General features: G+C 36.7%; 21 protein-coding genes, 2 tRNA genes and 1 pseudogene. 18 read left to right on the top strand and 6 right to left on the bottom strand.

Annotation, left to right across the window (positions count from 1 at the left end; genetic code table 11):
- Window positions 1-1,093 (bottom strand): annotated as a pseudogene (locus O3622_RS04040) (low temperature requirement protein A); the annotation flags it as partial.
- 805 nt (window positions 1,094-1,898) lie between these two features.
- Here O3622_RS04040 and O3622_RS04045 point away from each other — a divergent pair.
- Both O3622_RS04045 and O3622_RS04050 read left to right on the top strand, forming a co-directional pair.
- A complete protein-coding gene (locus O3622_RS04045; RefSeq protein ID WP_042768538.1) occupies window positions 1,899-3,188 on the top strand; it encodes a membrane protein in 1,290 nt (429 codons plus the stop codon).
- Between the two features lie 9 nt (window positions 3,189-3,197).
- Window positions 3,198-4,286 (top strand): AI-2E family transporter, encoded by a 1,089-nt coding sequence (locus O3622_RS04050; RefSeq protein WP_371607069.1) that lies wholly within the window; start codon window positions 3,198-3,200, stop codon window positions 4,284-4,286.
- A 140-nt stretch (window positions 4,287-4,426) separates the two neighbouring features.
- Here O3622_RS04050 and O3622_RS04055 read toward each other — a convergent pair.
- A tRNA-Lys gene (locus O3622_RS04055) sits at window positions 4,427-4,499 on the bottom strand.
- A 61-nt stretch (window positions 4,500-4,560) separates the two neighbouring features.
- Window positions 4,561-5,076, bottom strand: a complete 516-nt coding sequence (locus O3622_RS04060; protein WP_000672739.1) for a DUF308 domain-containing protein — start codon at window positions 5,074-5,076, stop codon at window positions 4,561-4,563.
- Between the two features lie 671 nt (window positions 5,077-5,747).
- On the opposite strand from O3622_RS04060, the gene O3622_RS04065 reads away from it, so the two are divergent.
- From O3622_RS04065 to O3622_RS04085, 5 genes are all read left to right on the top strand, one after another.
- Complete coding sequence (locus O3622_RS04065) at window positions 5,748-6,452, top strand: lantibiotic protection ABC transporter ATP-binding subunit (RefSeq protein ID WP_031576228.1); 705 nt, start codon at window positions 5,748-5,750, stop codon at window positions 6,450-6,452.
- Window positions 6,445-7,197 carry an ABC transporter permease gene (locus O3622_RS04070; protein ID WP_031576229.1) on the top strand — a complete coding sequence of 251 codons (753 nt, stop codon included), beginning with the start codon at window positions 6,445-6,447 and terminating at the stop codon, window positions 7,195-7,197. The genes O3622_RS04065 and O3622_RS04070 overlap by 8 nt, the downstream gene beginning before the upstream one ends.
- 109 nt (window positions 7,198-7,306) lie before the next feature.
- A complete protein-coding gene (locus O3622_RS04075; RefSeq protein ID WP_197538463.1) occupies window positions 7,307-7,927 on the top strand; it encodes a hypothetical protein in 621 nt (206 codons plus the stop codon).
- Between the two features lies 1 nt (window position 7,928).
- Window positions 7,929-8,597 (top strand): response regulator transcription factor, encoded by a 669-nt coding sequence (locus O3622_RS04080; protein ID WP_371607070.1) that lies wholly within the window; start codon window positions 7,929-7,931, stop codon window positions 8,595-8,597.
- A complete protein-coding gene (locus O3622_RS04085) occupies window positions 8,576-9,913 on the top strand; it encodes a sensor histidine kinase (RefSeq protein WP_371607072.1) in 1,338 nt (445 codons plus the stop codon). The genes O3622_RS04080 and O3622_RS04085 overlap by 22 nt, the downstream gene beginning before the upstream one ends.
- A gap of 257 nt (window positions 9,914-10,170) precedes the next feature.
- Here the strand turns inward: O3622_RS04085 and O3622_RS04090 are convergent, their stop codons facing one another.
- Entirely contained in the window at window positions 10,171-10,680 is a 510-nt protein-coding gene (locus O3622_RS04090) for a helix-turn-helix domain-containing protein (RefSeq protein WP_371607073.1), read from the bottom strand.
- Between the two features lie 208 nt (window positions 10,681-10,888).
- On the opposite strand from O3622_RS04090, the gene O3622_RS04095 reads away from it, so the two are divergent.
- Genes O3622_RS04095 through O3622_RS04110 form a run of 4 tightly spaced genes read left to right on the top strand, consistent with a single transcriptional unit; the run spans window position 10,889 to window position 13,435 of the window.
- Window positions 10,889-11,071 (top strand): hypothetical protein, encoded by a 183-nt coding sequence (locus tag O3622_RS04095; RefSeq protein ID WP_003009863.1) that lies wholly within the window; start codon window positions 10,889-10,891, stop codon window positions 11,069-11,071.
- Between the two features lie 45 nt (window positions 11,072-11,116).
- The gene (locus O3622_RS04100) at window positions 11,117-12,094 is read left to right on the top strand and encodes a replication initiation protein (protein WP_371607074.1); all 978 of its coding nucleotides are present in this window, start codon (window positions 11,117-11,119) and stop codon (window positions 12,092-12,094) included.
- An 11-nt stretch (window positions 12,095-12,105) separates the two neighbouring features.
- On the top strand, window positions 12,106-12,294 hold the full coding sequence (locus O3622_RS04105) for a DUF3173 domain-containing protein (RefSeq protein WP_000369785.1): 189 nt from the start codon (window positions 12,106-12,108) through the stop codon (window positions 12,292-12,294).
- A 1-nt stretch (window position 12,295) separates the two neighbouring features.
- Window positions 12,296-13,435, top strand: coding sequence for a site-specific integrase (locus tag O3622_RS04110; protein WP_000179186.1), 1,140 nt, complete (start codon window positions 12,296-12,298; stop codon window positions 13,433-13,435).
- 86 nt (window positions 13,436-13,521) lie between these two features.
- On the opposite strand, the gene O3622_RS04115 is transcribed toward O3622_RS04110, so the two are convergent.
- Both O3622_RS04115 and O3622_RS04120 read right to left on the bottom strand, forming a co-directional pair.
- Window positions 13,522-13,594: transfer RNA gene (locus O3622_RS04115), tRNA-Lys, on the bottom strand.
- Window positions 13,595-13,857: 263 nt separating this feature from the next.
- Window positions 13,858-15,129, bottom strand: a complete 1,272-nt coding sequence (locus tag O3622_RS04120; protein WP_049479769.1) for a replication-associated recombination protein A — start codon at window positions 15,127-15,129, stop codon at window positions 13,858-13,860.
- Window positions 15,130-15,244: 115 nt separating this feature from the next.
- Here O3622_RS04120 and O3622_RS04125 point away from each other — a divergent pair, with 115 nt between their 5' ends.
- From O3622_RS04125 to pepF, 7 genes are all read left to right on the top strand, one after another.
- Complete coding sequence (locus O3622_RS04125; protein WP_049479770.1) at window positions 15,245-15,715, top strand: DUF3013 family protein; 471 nt, start codon at window positions 15,245-15,247, stop codon at window positions 15,713-15,715.
- A gap of 9 nt (window positions 15,716-15,724) precedes the next feature.
- The gene (locus tag O3622_RS04130) at window positions 15,725-16,153 is read left to right on the top strand and encodes an NUDIX hydrolase (protein WP_049479771.1); all 429 of its coding nucleotides are present in this window, start codon (window positions 15,725-15,727) and stop codon (window positions 16,151-16,153) included.
- Window positions 16,150-16,518 carry a hypothetical protein gene (locus O3622_RS04135; RefSeq protein ID WP_049479772.1) on the top strand — a complete coding sequence of 123 codons (369 nt, stop codon included), beginning with the start codon at window positions 16,150-16,152 and terminating at the stop codon, window positions 16,516-16,518. The genes O3622_RS04130 and O3622_RS04135 overlap by 4 nt, the downstream gene beginning before the upstream one ends.
- Before the next feature lie 61 nt (window positions 16,519-16,579).
- Window positions 16,580-17,053 carry a GNAT family N-acetyltransferase gene (locus tag O3622_RS04140; RefSeq protein ID WP_049499958.1) on the top strand — a complete coding sequence of 158 codons (474 nt, stop codon included), beginning with the start codon at window positions 16,580-16,582 and terminating at the stop codon, window positions 17,051-17,053.
- 137 nt (window positions 17,054-17,190) lie between these two features.
- Window positions 17,191-18,141 (top strand): 50S ribosomal protein L11 methyltransferase, encoded by a 951-nt coding sequence (gene prmA, locus O3622_RS04145; RefSeq protein WP_049499961.1) that lies wholly within the window; start codon window positions 17,191-17,193, stop codon window positions 18,139-18,141.
- Between the two features lies 1 nt (window position 18,142).
- On the top strand, window positions 18,143-18,886 hold the full coding sequence (locus tag O3622_RS04150; protein WP_049520420.1) for a 16S rRNA (uracil(1498)-N(3))-methyltransferase: 744 nt from the start codon (window positions 18,143-18,145) through the stop codon (window positions 18,884-18,886).
- A gap of 10 nt (window positions 18,887-18,896) precedes the next feature.
- Window positions 18,897-20,693: an oligoendopeptidase F gene (pepF, locus tag O3622_RS04155; protein WP_371607076.1), complete on the top strand. Its 1,797-nt coding sequence runs from the start codon at window positions 18,897-18,899 to the stop codon at window positions 20,691-20,693.
- Window positions 20,694-20,774: the final 81 nt, after the last annotated feature.

Raw genomic sequence — 20,774 nt, forward strand, 5'->3', positions numbered from 1 at the left:
AAATAAATAGAATGAATAGCTATAGCTAGAGCTAAAATGGTTGTAATACTTACTACTATTATAGGATTAGAAGCAAAGATTAAAGAGAGAATCAAGGCAGCCAGATAGAGTGTAGCTTGGACACAGTAGTAACTTTTCGAATAGCGAAGATAGTGTTTGTTATGGGGCCCATTTACTAGGACAGCAGCTTGAAAGAGGCCAAATCCGATATAAGAGAAGCTGGTTGCAAAGAGACGATTAGCTTCAGGATTCTGAAGAAATCCCATCGATACAGTCATCATCATAAGTCCAATGAAAATAGGATAGTGACTGTAAATTAGAAATAGCCACTTTTGATTAGATTTTTCATCAATAGCATGGTCGAATTGACCAAAATAAAACAAGAACAGAGAAATCATAATAATGAAATAAAGAACCGAATAAATCGAGAAATTCTCGATTGTAAAGAAGTTAGCTAGCTCCGTAATCATCTCTCCAAACATAATAATGACAAGAAGGGAGATGCGCTCGATTAAATGGGGGAGATTTACCTGGTAATGCTTATCTTTATTAAGCAAGATACTTGGCATAATAAATGTTAGCAGAATACTAGCAAATAAGATATAGACTCTAAGGTAAATAGGAAGAAGAGCTGCTAGATAGACTCCTAAACTTCCTAGACCTGTTATCCATAGAAAACCTTTGATACTTTCCCGATTAACATCATCGGTTGATTTTCTAAAAAATTCAACCAAATATTGAAAAAATAAGGTAAGGGTTAATGTACCAATAGCCCAACAGAGATAATGAAAATATTGTTGCCAATCAGGTCCAATCATATTGGATATAAAGAGTAAAAGTCCCATTTTGATAAACATGATTACCATGTTAAATAAAGAGTTCTTTCCATAGCGATTGGTATAATCGGTTTGAATCATCCAGGAATCGATGAGAATCAAAGTAGCAATGAGAAAATCAAGGAAAGAATTCCAAGTCAAAATACCGTTATGAAGATGGTGAATTAAAGTAGTTACTTTTGAAATTGCAAAAACAAAAACTAAGTCATAAAAAGTTCTGAAAATTCTACACGTTTATGTTTAATAAGAGTTGTCATCTTAAGTCCTTTCTATTTTAGAAGTATAGTTTATTATAACAGAAAATGGCAATGAGAGAAAAGGATATGCTTAAATAACTTCATGTGACGCGAATGAACTGCGCCACAAAAGTTAGGTTTTTTCTGTCTAACTTTTGGGGTGCAGTTCAGAAGGGGTGTTTTTTCTATCGTTTTTTAGTGCTAAGACTACACAAAAATGCCTTGTAAATCAAGGCTTTTTCCTGTTGTATTTAGATGCCCCCTACAGGGATTTGGAAAGGACTTTCATATTGAGAGCAATTAAAAATATTGAAATATAAGTGATTTTAGGTATTTTCAATGTCATGATTTAAAAATGGGACAAAAGTGGGGCAAAAACCATACAGATTCTAAACTGTATGGTTCTTTTTTTATCTAACCAAGAAAGGTTAAAACTTATTAAAACACATGCAATCAACTGTTGAAAACTTTTTAGTCCGTGTAATATAAAAACAAGTAAAAAGTTGAACTATAGGGAATATTGTGTCATAATAAGTAATAGATGAATAATTAATAGATTGGAAATAATGCTTTCTTACCTTAACAAGTTGAATTGGTTATACATTTTTTCGTCTCAATTGTACTTATCTCTCAAGTTTAGTTAATTTTTATTAGCTTTGTTTTCGAATCAATAAAACAATTTTTAGAAGTGCATAAGACAAGATGGTGACATTACTACAGTCATTTCTAGTCACCATATGTTGCTGGCACAGGCTGTTTGTAGTGTTGGCTATTTACTAGTCAGTTTAATCGGAGTGTTTAATTTTTATTGTTGAAAGGTTTTTATATGGAAAAAATTCTATCTTTAGGTCTGACAGGTAGGAAATTACTTGCTCAGGGTTTCTTATTTGTTCTGCTAGGTCTTATCTTGATGGTTACGGGGACTTGGTTGCCAGTAACGGTTATTCGACTGGTTCTGTTTTTAGCTTGGATAGCAACGGTCTTAGATTTAGTATTACGTATTTTCAAAAAAAGTCAGTCAACGGACACCTTGGGAGTTGCACTGGTTAAATTGTTAGTGCTGGGATATTTGCTTGGCTCCAATTTTGCGACGGATGTGCCGATTTATATTTTGGCTCTTGTGATTGGAGTTTATCAGATTTTTCATGCTACTATCAACCTTGTCACCTATGTTCTCTACCGCAAAAACAAAATTCGACCTCGTTTTCGTCTCTTACTAGATGGACTCGTACTAGTTTTTCTTGGTGGGACTAGTCTTTTGTCCTCTACAGGAAATTCTGTCTTTCAACTCTTTGTATTAGGGGCTTATTTTTTCCTTTATGGTGTGTCCAATATCCGTGACGGTTTCTTGTTTGAGGAGGAAATTGGGAAAAACCATCTCAAACGTCGCATTAGAATTAGCTTACCTATTGTCCTAGCCGCTCTCATCCCTGCAAGAACTTTAGCAAAAATTAACAAATTTATGCTGGAAAATGCTGATGAGGAAGAAGATATCCATCTTGGAATGGTGAAGTCTGGTAAGACAGCGGAGCTTGAAATTTTTGTTCATACAGCTGAGACCTCTCTGTTTTCGGCAATTGGTCATGTGGATATCTGCTATCAAGGCCGTGTTATTTCTTATGGCAACTATGATCCGTCTTCTGAGACCTTATTTGGCATGGTAGGAGATGGTGTCTTATATTTCTGTGATCGTGACAAGTACATTGACCTATGTAAACGTGAGAGTCAAAAAACGCTTTTTGGTTATGGGATATATTTGACGCCTGAAATGGAAAAAGCAGTTCAGAAAAAGTTGGCTGAATTGAAACAACTGACAATTCCATGGGAGCCAAGTGCAGATAAAATCATGACAGGTGATGGTAAGGAAGACTACACCTACGCTTATAAAATCAGACACGAGACAGATGGGGAACTTTATAAATTTATCAAATCTAAGTTTAAATCCTACTTTGTCTTATCTACAAACTGTGTGCTCTTGGCTGATACCATAGTCGGTCAGGCTGGCACCGATATCCTCTCACCCAAAGGATTTATCGCTCCAGGAACTTACCAAGCCTACCTTGATCGAGAGTTTGAAAAACCAAATAGTATAGTCGTATCTAAACATGTTTATTAAGGAGAATTTATGAACTTAGTTAAAAAATATACTCCGTTAATCCTTTTTATAGGGCTGGTTGCTCTTGTAATTCTGAATGCATCGAGCTTTATATCAGGAGCAATCTCTCTCTTTGATGTAATATCAACCTTGATTTATGGTGCTGTTATTGCTTTTGTGCTTAATGTTCCTATGAAAAAAATTGAACAGTACTTAGTTAAATTGAAGGTAAAGGCAGAGTTGCGTCGTCCGATTGCCATGGTACTTGTTTTCCTAGCTCTTATCTTAATCGTGATTGCTCTTTTGGTTTTGGTGCTGCCAACCCTAGCCCAGACTATTAGTCAGCTGGGAACAGTCCTTTCAACAGTCCTTACTCAACTTGGGAAATTGCTAGGCAGCTCGGAATTTGTAACCAAAGACATGTTGTCAACTATCGTATCAGGCATACAGGGACAATCTAGTTCTATTAGCCAAGCTTTGATAGGTTTTTTATCAGGTCTGACTAGTAATATCGGCAATATTTTTTCAAGTTTGATGAATGCCTTTTTGATTATAGTCTTCACCTTTTTATTTTTATCTAGTAAGGAACATTTGGCTGAGATGACGAGTCGACTTCTAAAAGTTTTACTTCCAGAGAAGGTGGTGATAAAGTTGACTTACGTTGGACAAGTAGCACTAGAGACTTATGACCAATTTTTGATGAGTCAGCTGATTGAAGCGGTTATAATAGGAGTTATGATAGCGGTTGGCTATAGCCTATTTGGCCTACCTTATGGGGTAATGACAGGTATCTTTGCAGGAGTGCTATCGTTCATTCCTTATGTAGGGCCTATGATTGCTTGTGTTGTGGGAGCGATTTTTATCTTCACAGTGAGTCCTACTCAAGCCTTACTTTCTCTTCTTCTATATCAAATCATACAACTGATTGAGGGAAATCTTATCTATCCCAAAGTTGTGGGTCAATCTATTGGCTTACCAGCCCTTTTCACGCTTGCGGCTGCTAGTATCGGAGGGAATCTTTTCGGACTACTTGGAATGATATTCTTTACCCCCGTATTTGCTGTTATCTATCGACTGGTTAAAGAATTTGTCGTTGCAAAGGAAAATCAGGTAGATTAAGAAAAACTAAATTTAATAAGATATACTGAGAAGAGAGTGAGAGATTCTCTTCTCTTTTATTTTTAAATACTTTTCTACAAAAAGCTATTAGACGTTAAAAAAAGCCTTGGTTTCAAGGCTTATTTCTGTTGATTTAGATGTGCCCCCTGCAGGGCTCGAACCTGCGACCCATAGATTAAGAGTCTACTGCTCTACCAACTGATCTAAGAAGGCAAATAAAAAGCTGAGAATGTAACTTCCCAGCTTTTTTAATATGCCCAAAATGGCAGCTAGATTATTTACGAAAGGCATCAAGGATATAGGTGAAACCAACAATTAAAAATGCAAAGGCAACGACATAAACGACAAAGACACTTGTAGCTACTGGATTGAACAAAATCACTAGACCTAGTAAAAATGCAAGCAACGCTATCCACATGATATGGTTGCCAATAATAGGGAAAATCAATCCCAGACGATTGCCTTTAAAGAAAGCTATAATGGCTTCTACAATTAACCAAATTCCTAAAATAGTTGGAATGACAACTGGCAGCGTCACAAAGCCATAGGCAACGAGGTAAAGAGCTAAGAGAAGATTAACAATCCCTTGGAAAAGATGAGCTGGTGAGCGAAGCTCTTTTGGTACAGAGAAATAGCCTAAAATAGCTGCTATAGAAGAAACCAGTAAACCAAATGCAATCCACCAGCTGTAAGCAACAAGATTAGCTACTGGGTTTGTAAATAGGAAAAGTCCTAAAAGGACAAAAACAACTCCTGCAAGGAATAGCAGTAAACGATTAGAAAATTTCATTTCAATACCCCCTATATAGTATAGTATAGTTTGATAATAAAAATATTATACACCTTTTTAGAGGAAATGTCAATAAACAAAATGGAAAATTTGGAAGTTTCAGTCTGATTTATGAAAAGAAAATCAGTTTTTATTATTTTGAAAATAAAAAGAGAAGATAAAATTTGTCTTCTCTACATGAAAATATTGTATGGAATCAAAGCAAAAGTAACTGGCTTTACACTATTTGTTAAGATGTAATTTGATTCAAAAAGAAAAGATAGATTTAAAATGTGGGACAAATGATGGGGTAAATCAGTTATAGACAAGCAAAAAAAGCCTTGATTTACAAGGCTTTTTCCTGTTGTATTTAGATGCCCCCTACATGGATTTGTAAGAACTTTTCATATTGAAAATAAATAAAAATGTTGAAATATAGCTGATTTTAGAGAAATACTTTTAGGTGTTTTCAATGTCAGGATTTAAAAATGGGGCAAAAGTGGGGCAAAAATAACGAATGACTCACATTTGATGATTTTAGATAAAAGTATGGGGGAGTAAGTGAACAGAAGAGTTGCTTACTCCTTTTTAAAATTTATATATGCTTTTTGTTTTACAAAAAAATAGAGTAATTATGATTTGGTTATTTTTTAGTATTAGAATTGATTACATAAGAAACGGAGGAACATTATATGGAAATTATGCTTGAAACAAGAAATTTAACAAAGAAAATCAAAAAACAAATGGTACTTGAAAATATATCAATTAAAGTAGAGAAAGGAAAGATATATGGACTATTAGGACCGAATGGTGCTGGGAAATCAACGCTATTAAAAGTAATTACTAAAGTTATGAATTGTACATCAGGGGATATTTTTTTTGAAGGAAAAAGCATGTGTACACAAGATTTAAAAAAAGTTGGAGCTATCATAGAGCATCCTGCCATCTATCCAAATTTAACAGCATACGAAAACTTAGAAGTTTTAACAGTATTATTAAATATTGATAAAAGAAGAATTGATTATGTGTTAAAAACAGTTGGGTTAGAAGACACAAATAAAAAATTGGTAAGAAATTTTTCATTGGGGATGAAACAAAGACTTGGAATTGCAATGACACTAATAAATAATCCAGAATTATTGATACTTGATGAACCAACTAATGGACTAGATCCTTTGGGAATTCAAGAGTTAAGAGAATTGATAAAAGAGTTTTCTAAAAAAGGGATTACAGTCATTATTTCAAGTCATATTCTGAGTGAGATTCAACAGATAGCAGATAAGATAGGGATTATTAATAATGGGCATCTCATTTATGAAGCTAATAATTCTGATGAGATGGATTTGGAAAAATTGTTTTTAGAAATGATAAAAAAGGATGTGAAAAATAATGATTAGTTATATTAAAACAGAGTTAATGAAAGAAAAAAGATCTGCTAACTTAAAGTTAGGAATTATTGTGCCTATAATTTTTGTTTTATTTAATATAGCTATGATTAGTTTGATGGGGGAAAGCCCAGAAGGAAAAAGTTACATATTGGCAACTTCTTTTAATTGGTATCCACTTTTAATTCTCCCAATAGTTTTGAGCTTACTAGTTGTGAATATAAATGTTAAAGAAAAGAGCGAGCATATTGTTTTACAAAAAAGCAAAAATCTAAGTTTTACAAAAATAGAATTGGCAAAAAATATTATTATTGTAGCTGAATTATTTATTATTCTACTAATATCAACAATATTAATATTTACTGTTGCGACATTTTTTCTAGGTGAAAAAATATCGCTAAGTCAATTAATTATAGCTACTATTTGTCTTTTTATTGGAAGTTTACCGATCGTTGCTTTATCTTTTTTGATATATGGACTTACAAAAAAGAAAGCTGTTCTTATATTGTTGAATTTTGTGTTGACATTCCCATCGGCTGTGATTGCAGTAACAAAAAATTGGATTTTATTTCCATGGTCATATAACTTGCGAATGCTTAGTCCAGTTGTTGGAGTACATCCAAATGGGACTTTTCTTGAGACTGGCTCTAAACTAATGAATATGGATGCAACATACTTAGGATTGCTTTTAAGTATTGCGGTCTATGTAGTCGTATTAACATTAAGTCTTTTAATTAACAACAAAAGGAGTAAATGAAGTGCATAATATGATATCGTCATACTGGCTTAGAAGTAGAAGGACACCAGTAAGACTAATGACTTTTTTATGCCCAATCCTATTTTCTTTGATTTATGGTATTTATTCGATGAATTCAAAAGGATTAATAGGGAAAGAAATGGGAGTGTTCTTTTGCGCATATATAATTTTAGCAAATTTTTCAATGTGTTTTTATATACCAATGATATATGAGGTTGATAAGGTAGCTGGGAATTTTGCAAATGATTTAAGGACTGGGATTAGTAGGAAAAAAATATTCTTTTCTAAATCTATTTATATCTCTATATTACTATTTATAATTGAATTTATATCTATCTTGGTAATGATATTAGTCGGGTTTGGAAAAGTTGAGTTTAATTATATAAGTACAGTTTTATGCTTTTTGATTGGTACAATTATGCTGATGCCAATGATTCCTGTTTATCAATTTTTAAGTTTGAAATTAGGTTTTTCTGGCAGTATACTAATCGGAATTTTTTTAACATTATCAGGTATTTTGTTAGGTACCACAGAATTAGGCGGTAATATTTGGTATTTATTACCTTTTGTTTGGCCGATAAAACTTATTTTTGCTTATACAAGTCATGAAGTTACAAGTCATGTTATTTTGATGTTTTTAGCATTATCAGTAATCATTACTGTATTGTTTATAGGCGTATTTAATATTTGGTATAATAGATGGGATGGTATTAATAAAATGGAGGAGTAGAATGAACTTATTAATCATAGATGATGATAAAGATCTATTACGACTTTTAGAGTTGACTTTTAAAAAAGAATATAATGTTGACCTTTGTGATTCAGCTGAAAAAATTGTTCCTGAACAGCTGGTTAAATATAATTTGATTATTCTTGATGTCATGATGGATAAAATAGATGGATTTGAGTTTTTATCACGATATAGAGAATTGATAGATGCACCGATTATCTTGTTGACGGCTAAAAGTTTTGAAAAGGACAAGATAGAGGGATTTGCCTTAGGTGCAGATGATTATGTTACAAAGCCATTTTCTGTATCTGAAATAAGGGCGAGGGTTGCAGCACATATTAGAAGAGAAAATAGAGATAAGCACAGTAGAATAATTGATTATCCAATTTCTTGTGACTTATTGTCTAAAAAAATATATTTCAAGAAAGATGAAATTACTCTTACCAAAAGTGAATATAAAATATGCGAATTACTTTTAAAAAATAGAAACCAGGTTTTTACTAAAGAAAAGATTTATACAACAATTTATGGATATGATGCTGAAGGTGATAGTTCAACTTCTATTACAGAAAGAATAAAAAAAATAAGAGAAAAATTTGCTGGATTTCATATAGATCCAGTTAAAACTATTTGGGGAGTAGGTTATCAATGGGAACTAAAAAAAGTTTAACCTATTTAATTAGTAAATTTGCAATTTTAGAATTGTTTTTTGTACTATTTATGAGTTTATTTTCCTATATGCCTCTAAACGTCTTAATTAACACTGGGGTAGTATATCCTGCAAATTATGCTGAAAGGCATTCTGATACAGTAAAATATGAGTTTCAAAAAGAGAATTGGGAAATTGATAAAATACCATTTTTTTATGAATATCAATTAAGAGATAATGGAGAAATTATAGAAAATACGATTGATGAACGCTATAATCAAAAAATAAGTGAGGCATTGCAAAAAGGAAAATCTTCAAAGGAACACATAATAGGTTCAGATGTATTTAAGGCTTTTAAAAATGGTAATAAAGATTTGATCATAAAATATAAAATTAGTGCTATACCTACCAATCCAAATGTATACAAAATAATTGGAAATTTTGAATTGGTGTATTTTACAAGCATGTTTTGTTTATGGCTAATTGGGTTTATTTATTTAATAAGTAATTTGACAAGGAAATTAAGGAGTGAAATTAGAAAGATATCCAAGGCTAATGAAAATATTGAAAAATTACAATTAGAATTTGAAAGAGAGTATTCTGATTATACAGAAATTTCAGGAGTGTTAGATTCTATAGATAGTATGGCAAGGAGCTTAAAGGCATCATTAGAAAAACAATGGAATATGCAGATGACACAAAAAGAAATGATTCAATCGATTACTCATGATGTGAGGACTCCGATTACTCTAATTAAGGGGAATATAGAATTATTAAAAGAAGATCAAGAAAATGTTCTTGAAAGAGCAGAAGATGCTTTAAATGGTGTGGAGAGATTGGAATCTTTTTTAAAAAAACTAAATGAATTTTCTGATTTGATGGAAGCTCCAAAGGAAGTTGTATCAAAAGAAGTTTTAGACGATTGGATAAAAATTGTGACTAGTATTTGTAAACTTAAGGGTTTTAGCTTGTCAATTCTTTCGTCTGATGAAAGTAACATTAAATTAGATAAAAATTCAATTGCTATTGCGATACAAAATTTAGTAAATAATGCAATTGAGAACTCTTCAGTGGGTTCTACGATATTTATCGGTTTTTATGATGATATAGATGATTATACTATTGTGGTCAGGGATCAAGGTGATGGATTTAATAATGATATTCTTTATGATCTAAGAGAAAAATATGTATCAACGAAAATGTATGATAATAATATACATGGATTAGGGCTTTCAATTGTTATGAAAATACTTGAAAATAACAAGGGACAATTGTTACTAAATAATTATGATGATCAAGGTAATGGTGCTGAAGTTAAAATGGTATTTAAAAAGTAAGCATATTTTAAAAAATTAATAAATCTGGTTATCAAGGGGATAAATTTTCGTTTCTGAGATAGTTCCTAATTCTGAAAGTGATGAATTAAATCAACTATCTTTAGTGTCTTTTATAGATCGTATTGAGATTGGAGAGGATAATTCAATTAATTTTGTCTTCAACAATATTGAAACAGTGAACCTGCTTCAAGTAACTGGAAGAACTGAAGAATAAGATTATACAATAGAAAAGCGAGCCTAAAACTCGCTTTTTTTATTTAATCTAATAGCTCCTTATTTTCAATTAAGAGTTCTAGTGGAGATTTTTCTCTTGCTTCAATAAAACCAGGTTCATATTGGGTATGAAGTGTTCTTTTCTGAGAAGTTGGGTCGATATACAACTCTTTTCCATCTTCTGTGTATAGTTGGTTGCCTCTTGTTAGGTAAAGTAAATCCTCTAAGTACTGTCCATCAGTATGTAGGAAATGCTCGATATATTTGACAGCTTTTAAGATTTCACTTACTTTATCAGAGTATTCATTAGATTCAAGAACACTCTTTTCTAACTCAATCTCTTTACTCGTTCCAAAGAGTTGGGTTGGAGTTGCATTAAAATATTCTGCTATCTTATCCAAATTTGCAAAGGTAGGATAGCTTTTTTGTTTTTCGTAATCAGAGATGGACTGTTTACCGATTCCTAAATCTTCAGCTAGTTGAGTTTGGCTTACTCCTTTTTCTATGCGTAGTCGTGCCAAATTGGGTCCAAAATTTTGAATAATAAAGGTCATGGGAAACTCCTATTTTTATTTTTAACTTATTTTATCACCTATAAACTTACAAATCAAGTTTTTAGTTGACTAATTAAAATATTTTTTATAAAATATATTTATAACTTATAAATAAGTTATAAATAATACAAAAATAGCTCGTAAGTTTAGGATTGGTGAGTGGGGAGGAAGTTGAGGACGAGACTATGACTTATGACTATTCGAAGCCTTGGAGCTAGAAATTGTGTGGACAAGGACAAGGGACGAGCCTGACGGGAAGTCAGGCGAAGTCCTGCAGACTGCCGTCCAGACAATTTCTAGCCAAGCAAAAGCTGGCTATTCTAACAGCCAGCAAAAAGGTACACTTAGGGCAACGCCCAAAGAACGACGGAACGAGCAAACGTTGATTTGACGGTGTTTCTGAGTCCTAAAAAATCTAAAAGAAAGGGGGACAATTTTGTTGGTTTCTATACAAGATTTAAGAAGCATTCAAGAACGATGTGAAATAGGAGAATTAGTACAGAGGTTAGATGTCAGTATTGATAGACTAACGGTTATCTGGGATACAGATACTGATTCCCTAAGACGGATTTTCAAAAATCTGAAACAGGCAATAAGTACAAGAGTTGATTCATTTGAAATATATGATAATGTTCGAGATGATGTCTTTACTTTAGCTAAAGTTTTTAATGAGTATGATTCTATCAATATTATATTTTTTCAATTATCCACTTATGGAGGTGAACAATTGATTCGAATTGATTTCAATCCTAATACTTTAAAAGAATTTGATGGAATGAAAGTATGGAGGCAATTAATGTACTTTGCTAGATTGAATTCATTGACAGTACGTTTGTCTCGTTTTGATTTGGCATTTGACATTTTCAACAATCCTGAAATCGTTAATTTGCAACATATTAAAGGTGGTGTTACCCATAAGGTCTTCTATGGTCGAGGGGGTGAATTAGAGACGAAATATTGGGGTTCTAGCGGTAGTAATGTACAAGTTAGGTTATATGATAAGAATAAAGAAATCATTGCTCATAAGCGCGAAGAGAAGCTAGATTTTGCTGTAAATCCGTTTTGGTGGAGACTGGAGTTCCAACTTAGAACCAAAGCGATTGGTGAGGAGATGGTCCAAGATATTATGAATCGACTTGATAATTTCGGATTTTATAAGCTAGAACATATTCGAGTGGAGCAAAGAGCATTTACAATTATCTTTCTCAACAATCCTGAACTGTTATCATTGGCTTTTCCAAATTTAAAATCAGACAGCATCAAAAAGAAAAAAACAAGAGTCCGCAAACTATTGAGAGAAGAAACAAACCAATTTGCGGAAGAATTAAAAGAAGTATTAATACAGAATCTCCCTAAATTAAATACAGAATTACAATTACTTGTAGGTGAGTTTCTGAATTTAGAAAATCAATAAGGAGGATAACTATGGATAATAATTTAATTAGTAACAAAGAATTAATTGAAATGGGCTATCGCCCTCATACAGCGAATGATATCATTCATCAGGCAAGAGAATTACTTGTATCACGAGGCTATACATTTTATAATCGCAAACGTTTGATGGTTGTTCCAAAAAGTGTTGTAAATGAGATTTTAGGAACAGAGGTGGCGTAATATGGCAAGTGTTCGTTACCGAAAGCGAGGAGATAGTAATTTATGGACCTATGAAATTCGTAATGAAGGAAAAACTGTTGTTCATAATAGCGGTTTTAAAACAAAAAAACTTGCAGAGTCAGAAGCTGAACCGATTCTGCAAGAACTTCGTTTAGGAAAAAGAATTTCTAGAGATATTTCTCTTGTCGATCTATATCAAGAATGGCTTGAACTAAAAATTATACCGAGTAGTAGGTCGGAAGAGACAAAGAAAAAATATCTTCTCCGTAAAAACACAATTGAAAGATTATTTGGAAATAAAAAAGTCACTCAAATTCGTGCGAGTGAATACCAAAGAATTATGAATAAGTATGGGCAAACAGTTGGTAGAAATTTTCTTGGCAGATTGAATACTGGGATTCATCAGTGCATCCAAATGGCAATTGCAGACAAAGTTCTAATAGATGATTTTACACAACATGTCGAGTTATTTTCATCCAAAGAACAACAGATGATAGAAGAGAAATATTTACATACAGAAAAGGACTATCTGGATTTACTTTTAGCAGTAAAGAGAAAATTTGATTACCAACGTTCAATTGTTCCTTATATCGTCTATTTTCTACTAAAAACAGGCATGAGGTTCGGAGAGTTAATAGCGTTAACTTGGAATGAAGTTGACTTTGACAGAGGACTGCTAAAAACATATAGGAGGTTTAATACCCTTTCTCATAAATTTGTCCCTCCAAAAAACAAAACGTCTATTCGGATGGTACCGATAGACGAAGAATGTATTAAGATATTACAAGTCCTAAAAATTGAACAAGAGAAAGCTAATAAAGAGCTAGGAATCAAGAATAGGTATAAAATGATTTTTCAGCATTATGGCTATATTCACTTGGTACCAGATATTGCAAGTGTCAATAAAGCTTTGAGTGTTCTTTTAAATGAATTAGATATTTATCCAATTATCACGACAAAAGGAGCACGTCATACCTATGGAAGCTACCTCTGGCACAAAGGTTTTGACCTTGGAGTTATTGCAAAAATTCTAGGGCATAGAGATATTTCAATGTTAGTAGAAGTATATGGACACACTTTAGAGGAGAAAATTTTTGAAGAATTTAATCAAATTAGAGATGTTTGGAAAGATTGCTCATAAAAAAATGTGGGGCAAATGATGGGGCAAATCAGTTATAGACAAGCAAAAAAGCCTTATAAATCAAGGCTTTTTCCTGTTGATTTAGATGCCCCCTGCAGGGCTCGAACCTGCGACCCATAGATTAAGAGTCTACTGCTCTACCAACTGAGCTAAGGAGGCAAAGAAAAAGCTGTATTGGTGCCGAAACTTCACGGTTTGTATTGAACCCGCGCAATTAAGCAGGTGGGCAACTCGCTCTAACTGAAGCTGTTTCCGTGTGAGACGGCCTACATGCTGTTAGAAGACTTTTGTTTCCCTAATAATACAAAAAATAGTCGGTCAACACTTAAGTGTGAAGTCGTACACCACAGCGTTTCTATGTTTATATGATACCACTTTTTCAAAAAAAATCAAGAGGAAAATGCAATTATTTGAAAAGGATTTCACAAGTCCCGTAATTTATCAATGGTTTCCTTGCGTTGAGCTAAGGCACGTTCGTATTTGCCAGTATCTTCCGGAGTGAAGTAGTGCTGGTCTTTGATTTTTTCTGGCAGATAGTCTTGCTTGACCCAGTTTCCAGGATAGTTGTGTGGATAGAGATAGTTTTGCGCATTCCCAAGTTCCTTGCTTCCACTGTAGTGGCCATCACGCAAGTGTCGAGGGATAGGCAAATGCCCTGATGTTATGAGATCAGCAAGAGCCTTGTCCATCGCGACGTAGGCTGAGTTGGATTTTGGAGAGAGGGCCAAATCAATCACCACATTTGCAATGAGGATGCGAGCTTCTGGGAACCCAATTTTTTGGGCAGCGTCTAGAGCAGTTACAGTATGGATCTGGGCTTCAGGATTGGCCAAGCCGATATCTTCATAAGCGATAACAGTCAAGCGACGAGCGAGACTAGGAAGATCCCCAGCTTCAATCAAGCGGGCAGCATAGTGGAGACTGGCATCGACATCCGAGCCACGGATGGATTTTTGTAGGGCTGAGAGGACATCATAGTGACCGTCCCCATCCTTGTCCATAGTAATATAGCTTCGTTGGAGGCTGTTTTCCATGATATCCAGCGTGATGTGGCGGATGCCCTTGTCATTTTCGGGAGTAGAGAGAACAGCCAAATCTAGCGAATTAAAAGCAGAACGCAGGTCTCCATTTGTAGAGGTTGAGATGAAATCCAGCGCATCCTCATCTAGCTCAACTGGGAAGTCAAATCCCCTTTCAGGGTCGCTGATGGCAATTTGCAGGGCTTGTTTAATATCTTGATTGGACAAGGGTTCCAATTCAAAAATCTGAACACGGCTACGAATGGCTGGAGTGACAGAAAAGAAAGGATTTTCAGTCGTAGCGCCAATCATGATGACCAGACCACTTTCCAAGAGGGGAAGTAGAAAATCTTGCTTGGTTTTGTCAAGTCGATGAATTTCGTCTAATAATAGGACGAGACCACCTGAAAATTTAGCTTCTTCGGCGATTTCTTGTAGTCGCTTTTTACTATCCACTGTCGCATTAAAGGTCCGAAAGGCATACTTGGTCGTTCCAGCGATGGCAGAGGCAATACTGGTCTTGCCAATACCTGGAGGTCCGTAGAGAATCATGGAGGACAGACGATTGGCTTCCACCATGCGACGGATAATTTTTCCAGGTCCGACCAGATGCTCCTGGCCGATGACCTGGTTGATGGTTTTTGGGCGCATGCGAAGCGCGAGATTGTCTGGCATAGCAGTCCTTTCTAACATGGATTTTCTGATGTATATGTGGTAAGATGGTAGTATCTATTTTAGCATATTTCCGAGCAATCGGGGCGATTTAAGAGTCGCATAGAAAGAGGACAAAATGGCAACATACGGATTTTTAGATGTTTTAGAGGAGGAGTTGGACAAGAACTTTCCCTTTGACTTTGAGATTAGTTGGGACAAGCGCAATCACGCGGTAGAAGTGAGTTTTTTACTAGAAGCGCAAAACGCTGCTGGTGTAGAGATGCTGGATGAGGACGGAGAAGTTTCGTCAGACGATATCCTCTTTGAGGAAGCGGTTCTTTTCTACAATCCTGCCAAGTCAACGGTTACTGCAGAAGACTATTTGACGGTCATCCCTTACCTGCCTAAAAAAGGATTTTCTCGTGAATTTTTAGCTTATTTTGCACTTTTCCTCAAAGATACTGCCGAGGTTGGGCTGGATGCGCTCATGGACTTTTTGGAAGACCCAGAAGCAGAAGAATTCGTCATGGAATGGAACCAAGAAGTCTTTGAAGAGGGAAAAGTCGGCTTGGAAGAGGGAGAGTTTTATCCTTATCCGAGATATTAGGAGTCTGATATGGAAATAGAAATTTCTGATTTTACAGGTTGCAAAATTGCCCTCTTTTGTGGTGATAAGCTCTTAACTATCTTACGTGATGATAAATCAAACATTCCATATCCTAATACCTGGGAATTGCCAGGTGGAGGACGAGAAGGTGATGAAAGTCCTTTTGAGTGCGTGGCGCGTGAAGTTTATGAAGAACTGGGAATTAATCTGACCGAAGATTGTCTACTTTGGAGCAAGGTCTATCCCAGTATGATTTTTGAGGGGAAGGAATCCGTCTTTCTAGTTGGTCAGTTGACACAGGACCAGTTTGACAGTATCGTATTTGGAGATGAAGGACAGGGCTACAAACTGATGAGTACTGAGGAGTTTCTTGGCTCAGATAAGGTCGTGCCCCAGTTGCAGGATAGAGTGAGGGATTATTTGGAGGAAATAAAATGATTTTTGCAATTGCAACAACGACGTTAAATAAGGAAGTTAAACGCAAACTAAAAACTGGACAATATTCTAGAGAAGAAGCTACATTTATCTATATGGAATATTTAAAGTTAAAGAAGCAGAGAGATAGTGGTATGAAAGTAGCTGGGATTTCTACGGCTGTTATTTGGGTATTAATGCTTGTTATACCCTTACTGAGTGATAGAGGTCTCGTGCTGCCTCTTTCAGTATATTTTTTATTATTGATACTGTTAGCAGGAATTGTTCTATTTGTTTATTATCTTATGTTTGGTATTTTTAAACAGCAGATTCATAGTGCAATGAAAGAACACTATACAGATGTGATTGAAGAATTTAAGGGTCAGTAAAACAGCGTGTGGAAGAGCATAGAAGTGCTAGTTGAGAGAATGTGTATTTGGAGGTATTAGTATGATTCAGATTGAACGAGCAGGAGCGGAAAATTTAGAAACTATTATTGCCATTCAAAGAGCTAGCTTTAAGGCTGTCTATGAAAAATATCAAGATGAGTATGATCCTTATCTTGAGGATCGTGAACGAATCAAGTGGAAGTTGGTTGAGCGTCCCAATAGCTATTACTACTTTGTGAAAGAAAAGGAAGAAAATATTGGATTTTTACGAGTTCAGACCAATGAAGAGTTGACAAAGGCTTGGTTGGGAACAGCAGCGATTTTACCCCAGTATCAAGGAAAAGGTTATGGTTCTGAGGGACTGAGATTGCTGGAAAAAGAATTTCCAACGATTAAACAATGGGATTTGTGTACGGTATTACAGGATGCGGGCATGGTTGCCTTTTATGAGAAAAATGGCTACCGTCAAACCCATATCGAGCCTGAAAAAGAAGGCATGGATATGGTTTACATGAAAAAATTGATTGACAAATAGAAAGGACGGTTCGGTTACATTTCTAAACTGAACCCGCCCTATACACTGTTCCAAAAAGATAAACTTCTCTTAGGCACAAGCGTCTTCAGAGAGTTTCTCATTTTGGCTTTGTGTTTTACGGGCTTGGTATCTTAATTATGGAAACATGGCAAGAGTTAAAAGTTACAGTGAAGCGTGAGGGAGAGGAGCTGGTCTCCAATCTCTTGATTGAGCTGGGGGCGCAAGGTGTTGCGATCGAAGACAGTATGGACTATGTGGGGAATGTGGATCGCTTCGGTGAGATTTTCCCAGAGGTTGAGCAACAAGAAGAAATCGTAGTGACCGCCTACTATCCTGATACGGTTGATGTAGCTGTGGTTGAGGCGGACTTGCAGGCTCGTCTGGCAGAATTGACAGACTTTATGGATCTAGGAGATGTCAAGATGGGCACGACTGACTTGGCTGAGGAAGACTGGGCAGACAACTGGAAGAAATATTATGAACCAGCTCGCATTACTCATGACTTGACCATAGTGCCGTCTTGGACGGACTATGAGGCGACTGCGGGAGAAAAGATTATCAAGCTGGATCCTGGTATGGCCTTTGGTACGGGTACTCATCCAACGACCAAGATGAGCCTCTTTGCCTTGGAGCAGGTTCTTCGTGGTGGCGAAACGGTGCTAGATGTGGGGACTGGATCAGGTGTCCTTTCTATTGCTAGCTCGCTTCTTGGTGCCAAAGAAATCTTCGCCTATGACCTGGATGATGTGGCGGTTCGTGTTGCTCAGGAAAATATTGAGCTCAACCCTGGTATGGAAAACATCCATGTAGCGGCAGGAGATTTGCTTAAGGGAGTTGAGATTGAGGCAGATGTCATTGTGGCCAATATCTTGGCGGATATTCTCATCCATCTGACAGAGGATGCTTATCGTTTGGTCAAGGACGAAGGCTACCTGATCATGAGTGGCATTATCAAGGACAAGTGGGACATGGTGCGCGAGTCGGCTGAGTCAGCTGGATTTTTCCTTGAAACCCACATGATTCAAGGGGAATGGAATGCCTGTGTCTTTAAGAAAACCAAGGATATTTCAGGTGTGATTGGAGGCTAGCATGCAGCAGTATTTTGTCAAAGGCAGTGCAATCTCTCCTGTCACTATTGAGGACAAGGAAACCAGCAAGCATATGTTTCAGGTCATGCGGCTGAAAGAAGATGATGAGGTGACCTTGGTCTTTGATGATGGCATCAAGCGCTTGGCGCGCGTGTTGGATGTGGAAAATCGTCAGTTTGAGTTGGTCCAAGAATTAGCTGAAAACGTGGAACTGCCAATCCAAGTGACCATCGCATCTGGCTTTCCCAAGGGAGACAAGCTGGAGTTTATTACTCAGAAAGTAACCGAGCTCGGAGCCAGTCAAATCTGGGCCTTCCCTGCCGACTGGTCCGTTGCCAAGTGGGATGGTAAGAAATTGGGCAAAAAGGTTGAGAAACTAGAAAAAATCGCCCTTGGAGCAGCCGAGCAAAGCAAGCGGAATCTGATCCCAAGTATCCAGCTTTTTGAGAAAAAAGCAGATTTTCTAGCTCAGTTTGACCAGTTTGACTCAATTGTGGTGGCTTATGAAGAATCAGCAAAAGAGGGAGAAGCCGCTGCTCTTTTACAAGCAGTCACTGGTCTTGAAAAAGGAGCTAAATTGCTCTTTATCTTTGGCCCAGAAGGTGGTCTCTCGCCTGCAGAAATCGAAAGTTTTGAAGCCAAAGGAGCTGTCCTTGCAGGACTTGGGCCTCGCATTCTAAGAGCAGAAACAGCACCACTTTATGCTTTATCAGCCCTTAGTGTTTTATTAGAATTAGAGAAATAAGAGGAAGAAAATGGAACAAAAACACCGTTCAGAATTTCCCGAAAAGGAACTTTGGGATTTAACAGCCCTATACCAAGACCGTGAGGATTTCTTGCGTGCAATCGAGAAAGCTCGCGAAGACATCAACCAATTTAGCCGTGACTACAAGGGCAATCTTCATACTTTTGAAGATTTTGAAAAGGCCTTTGCGGAATTGGAGCAAATCTATATCCAGATGAGCCATATTGGTAATTATGCCTTTATGCCTCAGACGACAGACTATAGCAATGAAGATTTTGCCAACATTGCCCAAGCTGGGATGGAATTTGAAACAGATGCCAGTGTAGCCTTGACTTTCTTTGACGACGCCTTGGTGGCAGCAGACGAGGAGGTCTTGGACCGTTTGGGTGAATTACCTCACTTGACGGCAGCCATTCGTCAGGCCAAAATCAAAAAAGCCCACTATCTAGGTGCCGATGTGGAGAAGGCTTTGACCAATCTCGGTGAAGTTTTCTACAGTCCACAGGACATTTACACCAAGATGCGAGCTGGGGATTTTGAAATGGCTGACTTTGAAGCCCATGGCAAAACCTACAAAAACAGCTTTGTGACCTATGAAAATTTCTACCAAAACCACGAGGACGCAGAGGTGCGTGAAAAATCCTTCCGTTCTTTCTCAGAAGGACTTCGTAAGCACCAGAATACAGCTGCAGCAGCCTATCTAGCTCAGGTTAAGTCTGAAAAACTATTGGCAGATATGAAGGGCTATGACTCCGTCTTTGATTATCTCCTAGCTGAGCAAGAAGTGGACCGTGCTATGTTTGATCGCCAGATTGACCTCATCATGAAGGACTTTGCGCCAGTCGCTCAGAGATACCTCAAGCATGTTGCCAAGGTCAATGGTCTTGAAAAGATGACCTTTGCTGACTGGAAATTGGACTTGGACAGTGCCCTCAATCCTGAAGTGACTATTGACGACGCCTATGATTTGGTCATGAAGTCAGTAGAACCTTTGGGACAAGAATATTGTCAGGAAGTTGCGCGCTATCAAGAAGAACGCTGGGTGGACTTTGCTGCTAATAGTGGCAAGGATTCTGGTGGGTATGCGGCGGATCCGTATCGCGTGCACCCTTATGTCCTCATGAGCTGGACAGGCCGTTTGAGCGATGTCTATACCTTGATTCATGAAATTGGTCATTCTGGTCAATTCATCTTTTCAGATAATCACCAAAGTTACTTCAACGCCCACATGTCAACCTACTATGTTGAGGCCCCATCAACCTTCAATGAATTGCTTCTCAGTGATTACTTGGAACACCAGTCTGACGATCCGCGTCAAAAACGTTTTGCTCTTGCCCACCGCTTGACAGACACCTACTTCCATAATTTCATCACCCACCTCTTGGAAGCAGCCTTCCAACGCAAGGTTTATACATTGATTGAAGAAGGAGAAACCTTTGGAGCAAGCAAACTCAACAGTATTATGAAGGAAATCTTGACAGATTTCTGGGGAGATGCCATTGAGATTGACGACGATGCGGCACTCACTTGGATGCGCCAAGCTCACTATTACATGGGCTTGTATAGCTACACCTACTCAGCTGGACTTGTCATCTCGACTGCTGGCTATCTCCATCTGAAAAACTCTGAAACTGGAGCTGAAGACTGGCTCAACCTCCTCAAATCAGGTGGTAGTAAGACACCGCTTGAGTCAGCCATGATCATCGGAGCGGATATCTCAACAGACAAACCACTCCGTGATACCATCCAATTTTTGTCAGACACAGTTGACCAGATTATCGCCTATAGTGCTGAGTTGGGAGAGTAAAGGACGGATTTAAGACATTTTAATGACAAGATGAATACACAAAAATCACCTGTTTGAGGTGATTTTTTTATGCTTTAAAGA

The sequence above is a fragment of the Streptococcus sp. 27098_8_51 genome (genome assembly GCF_041432205.1).
Classification (GTDB): domain Bacteria; phylum Bacillota; class Bacilli; order Lactobacillales; family Streptococcaceae; genus Streptococcus.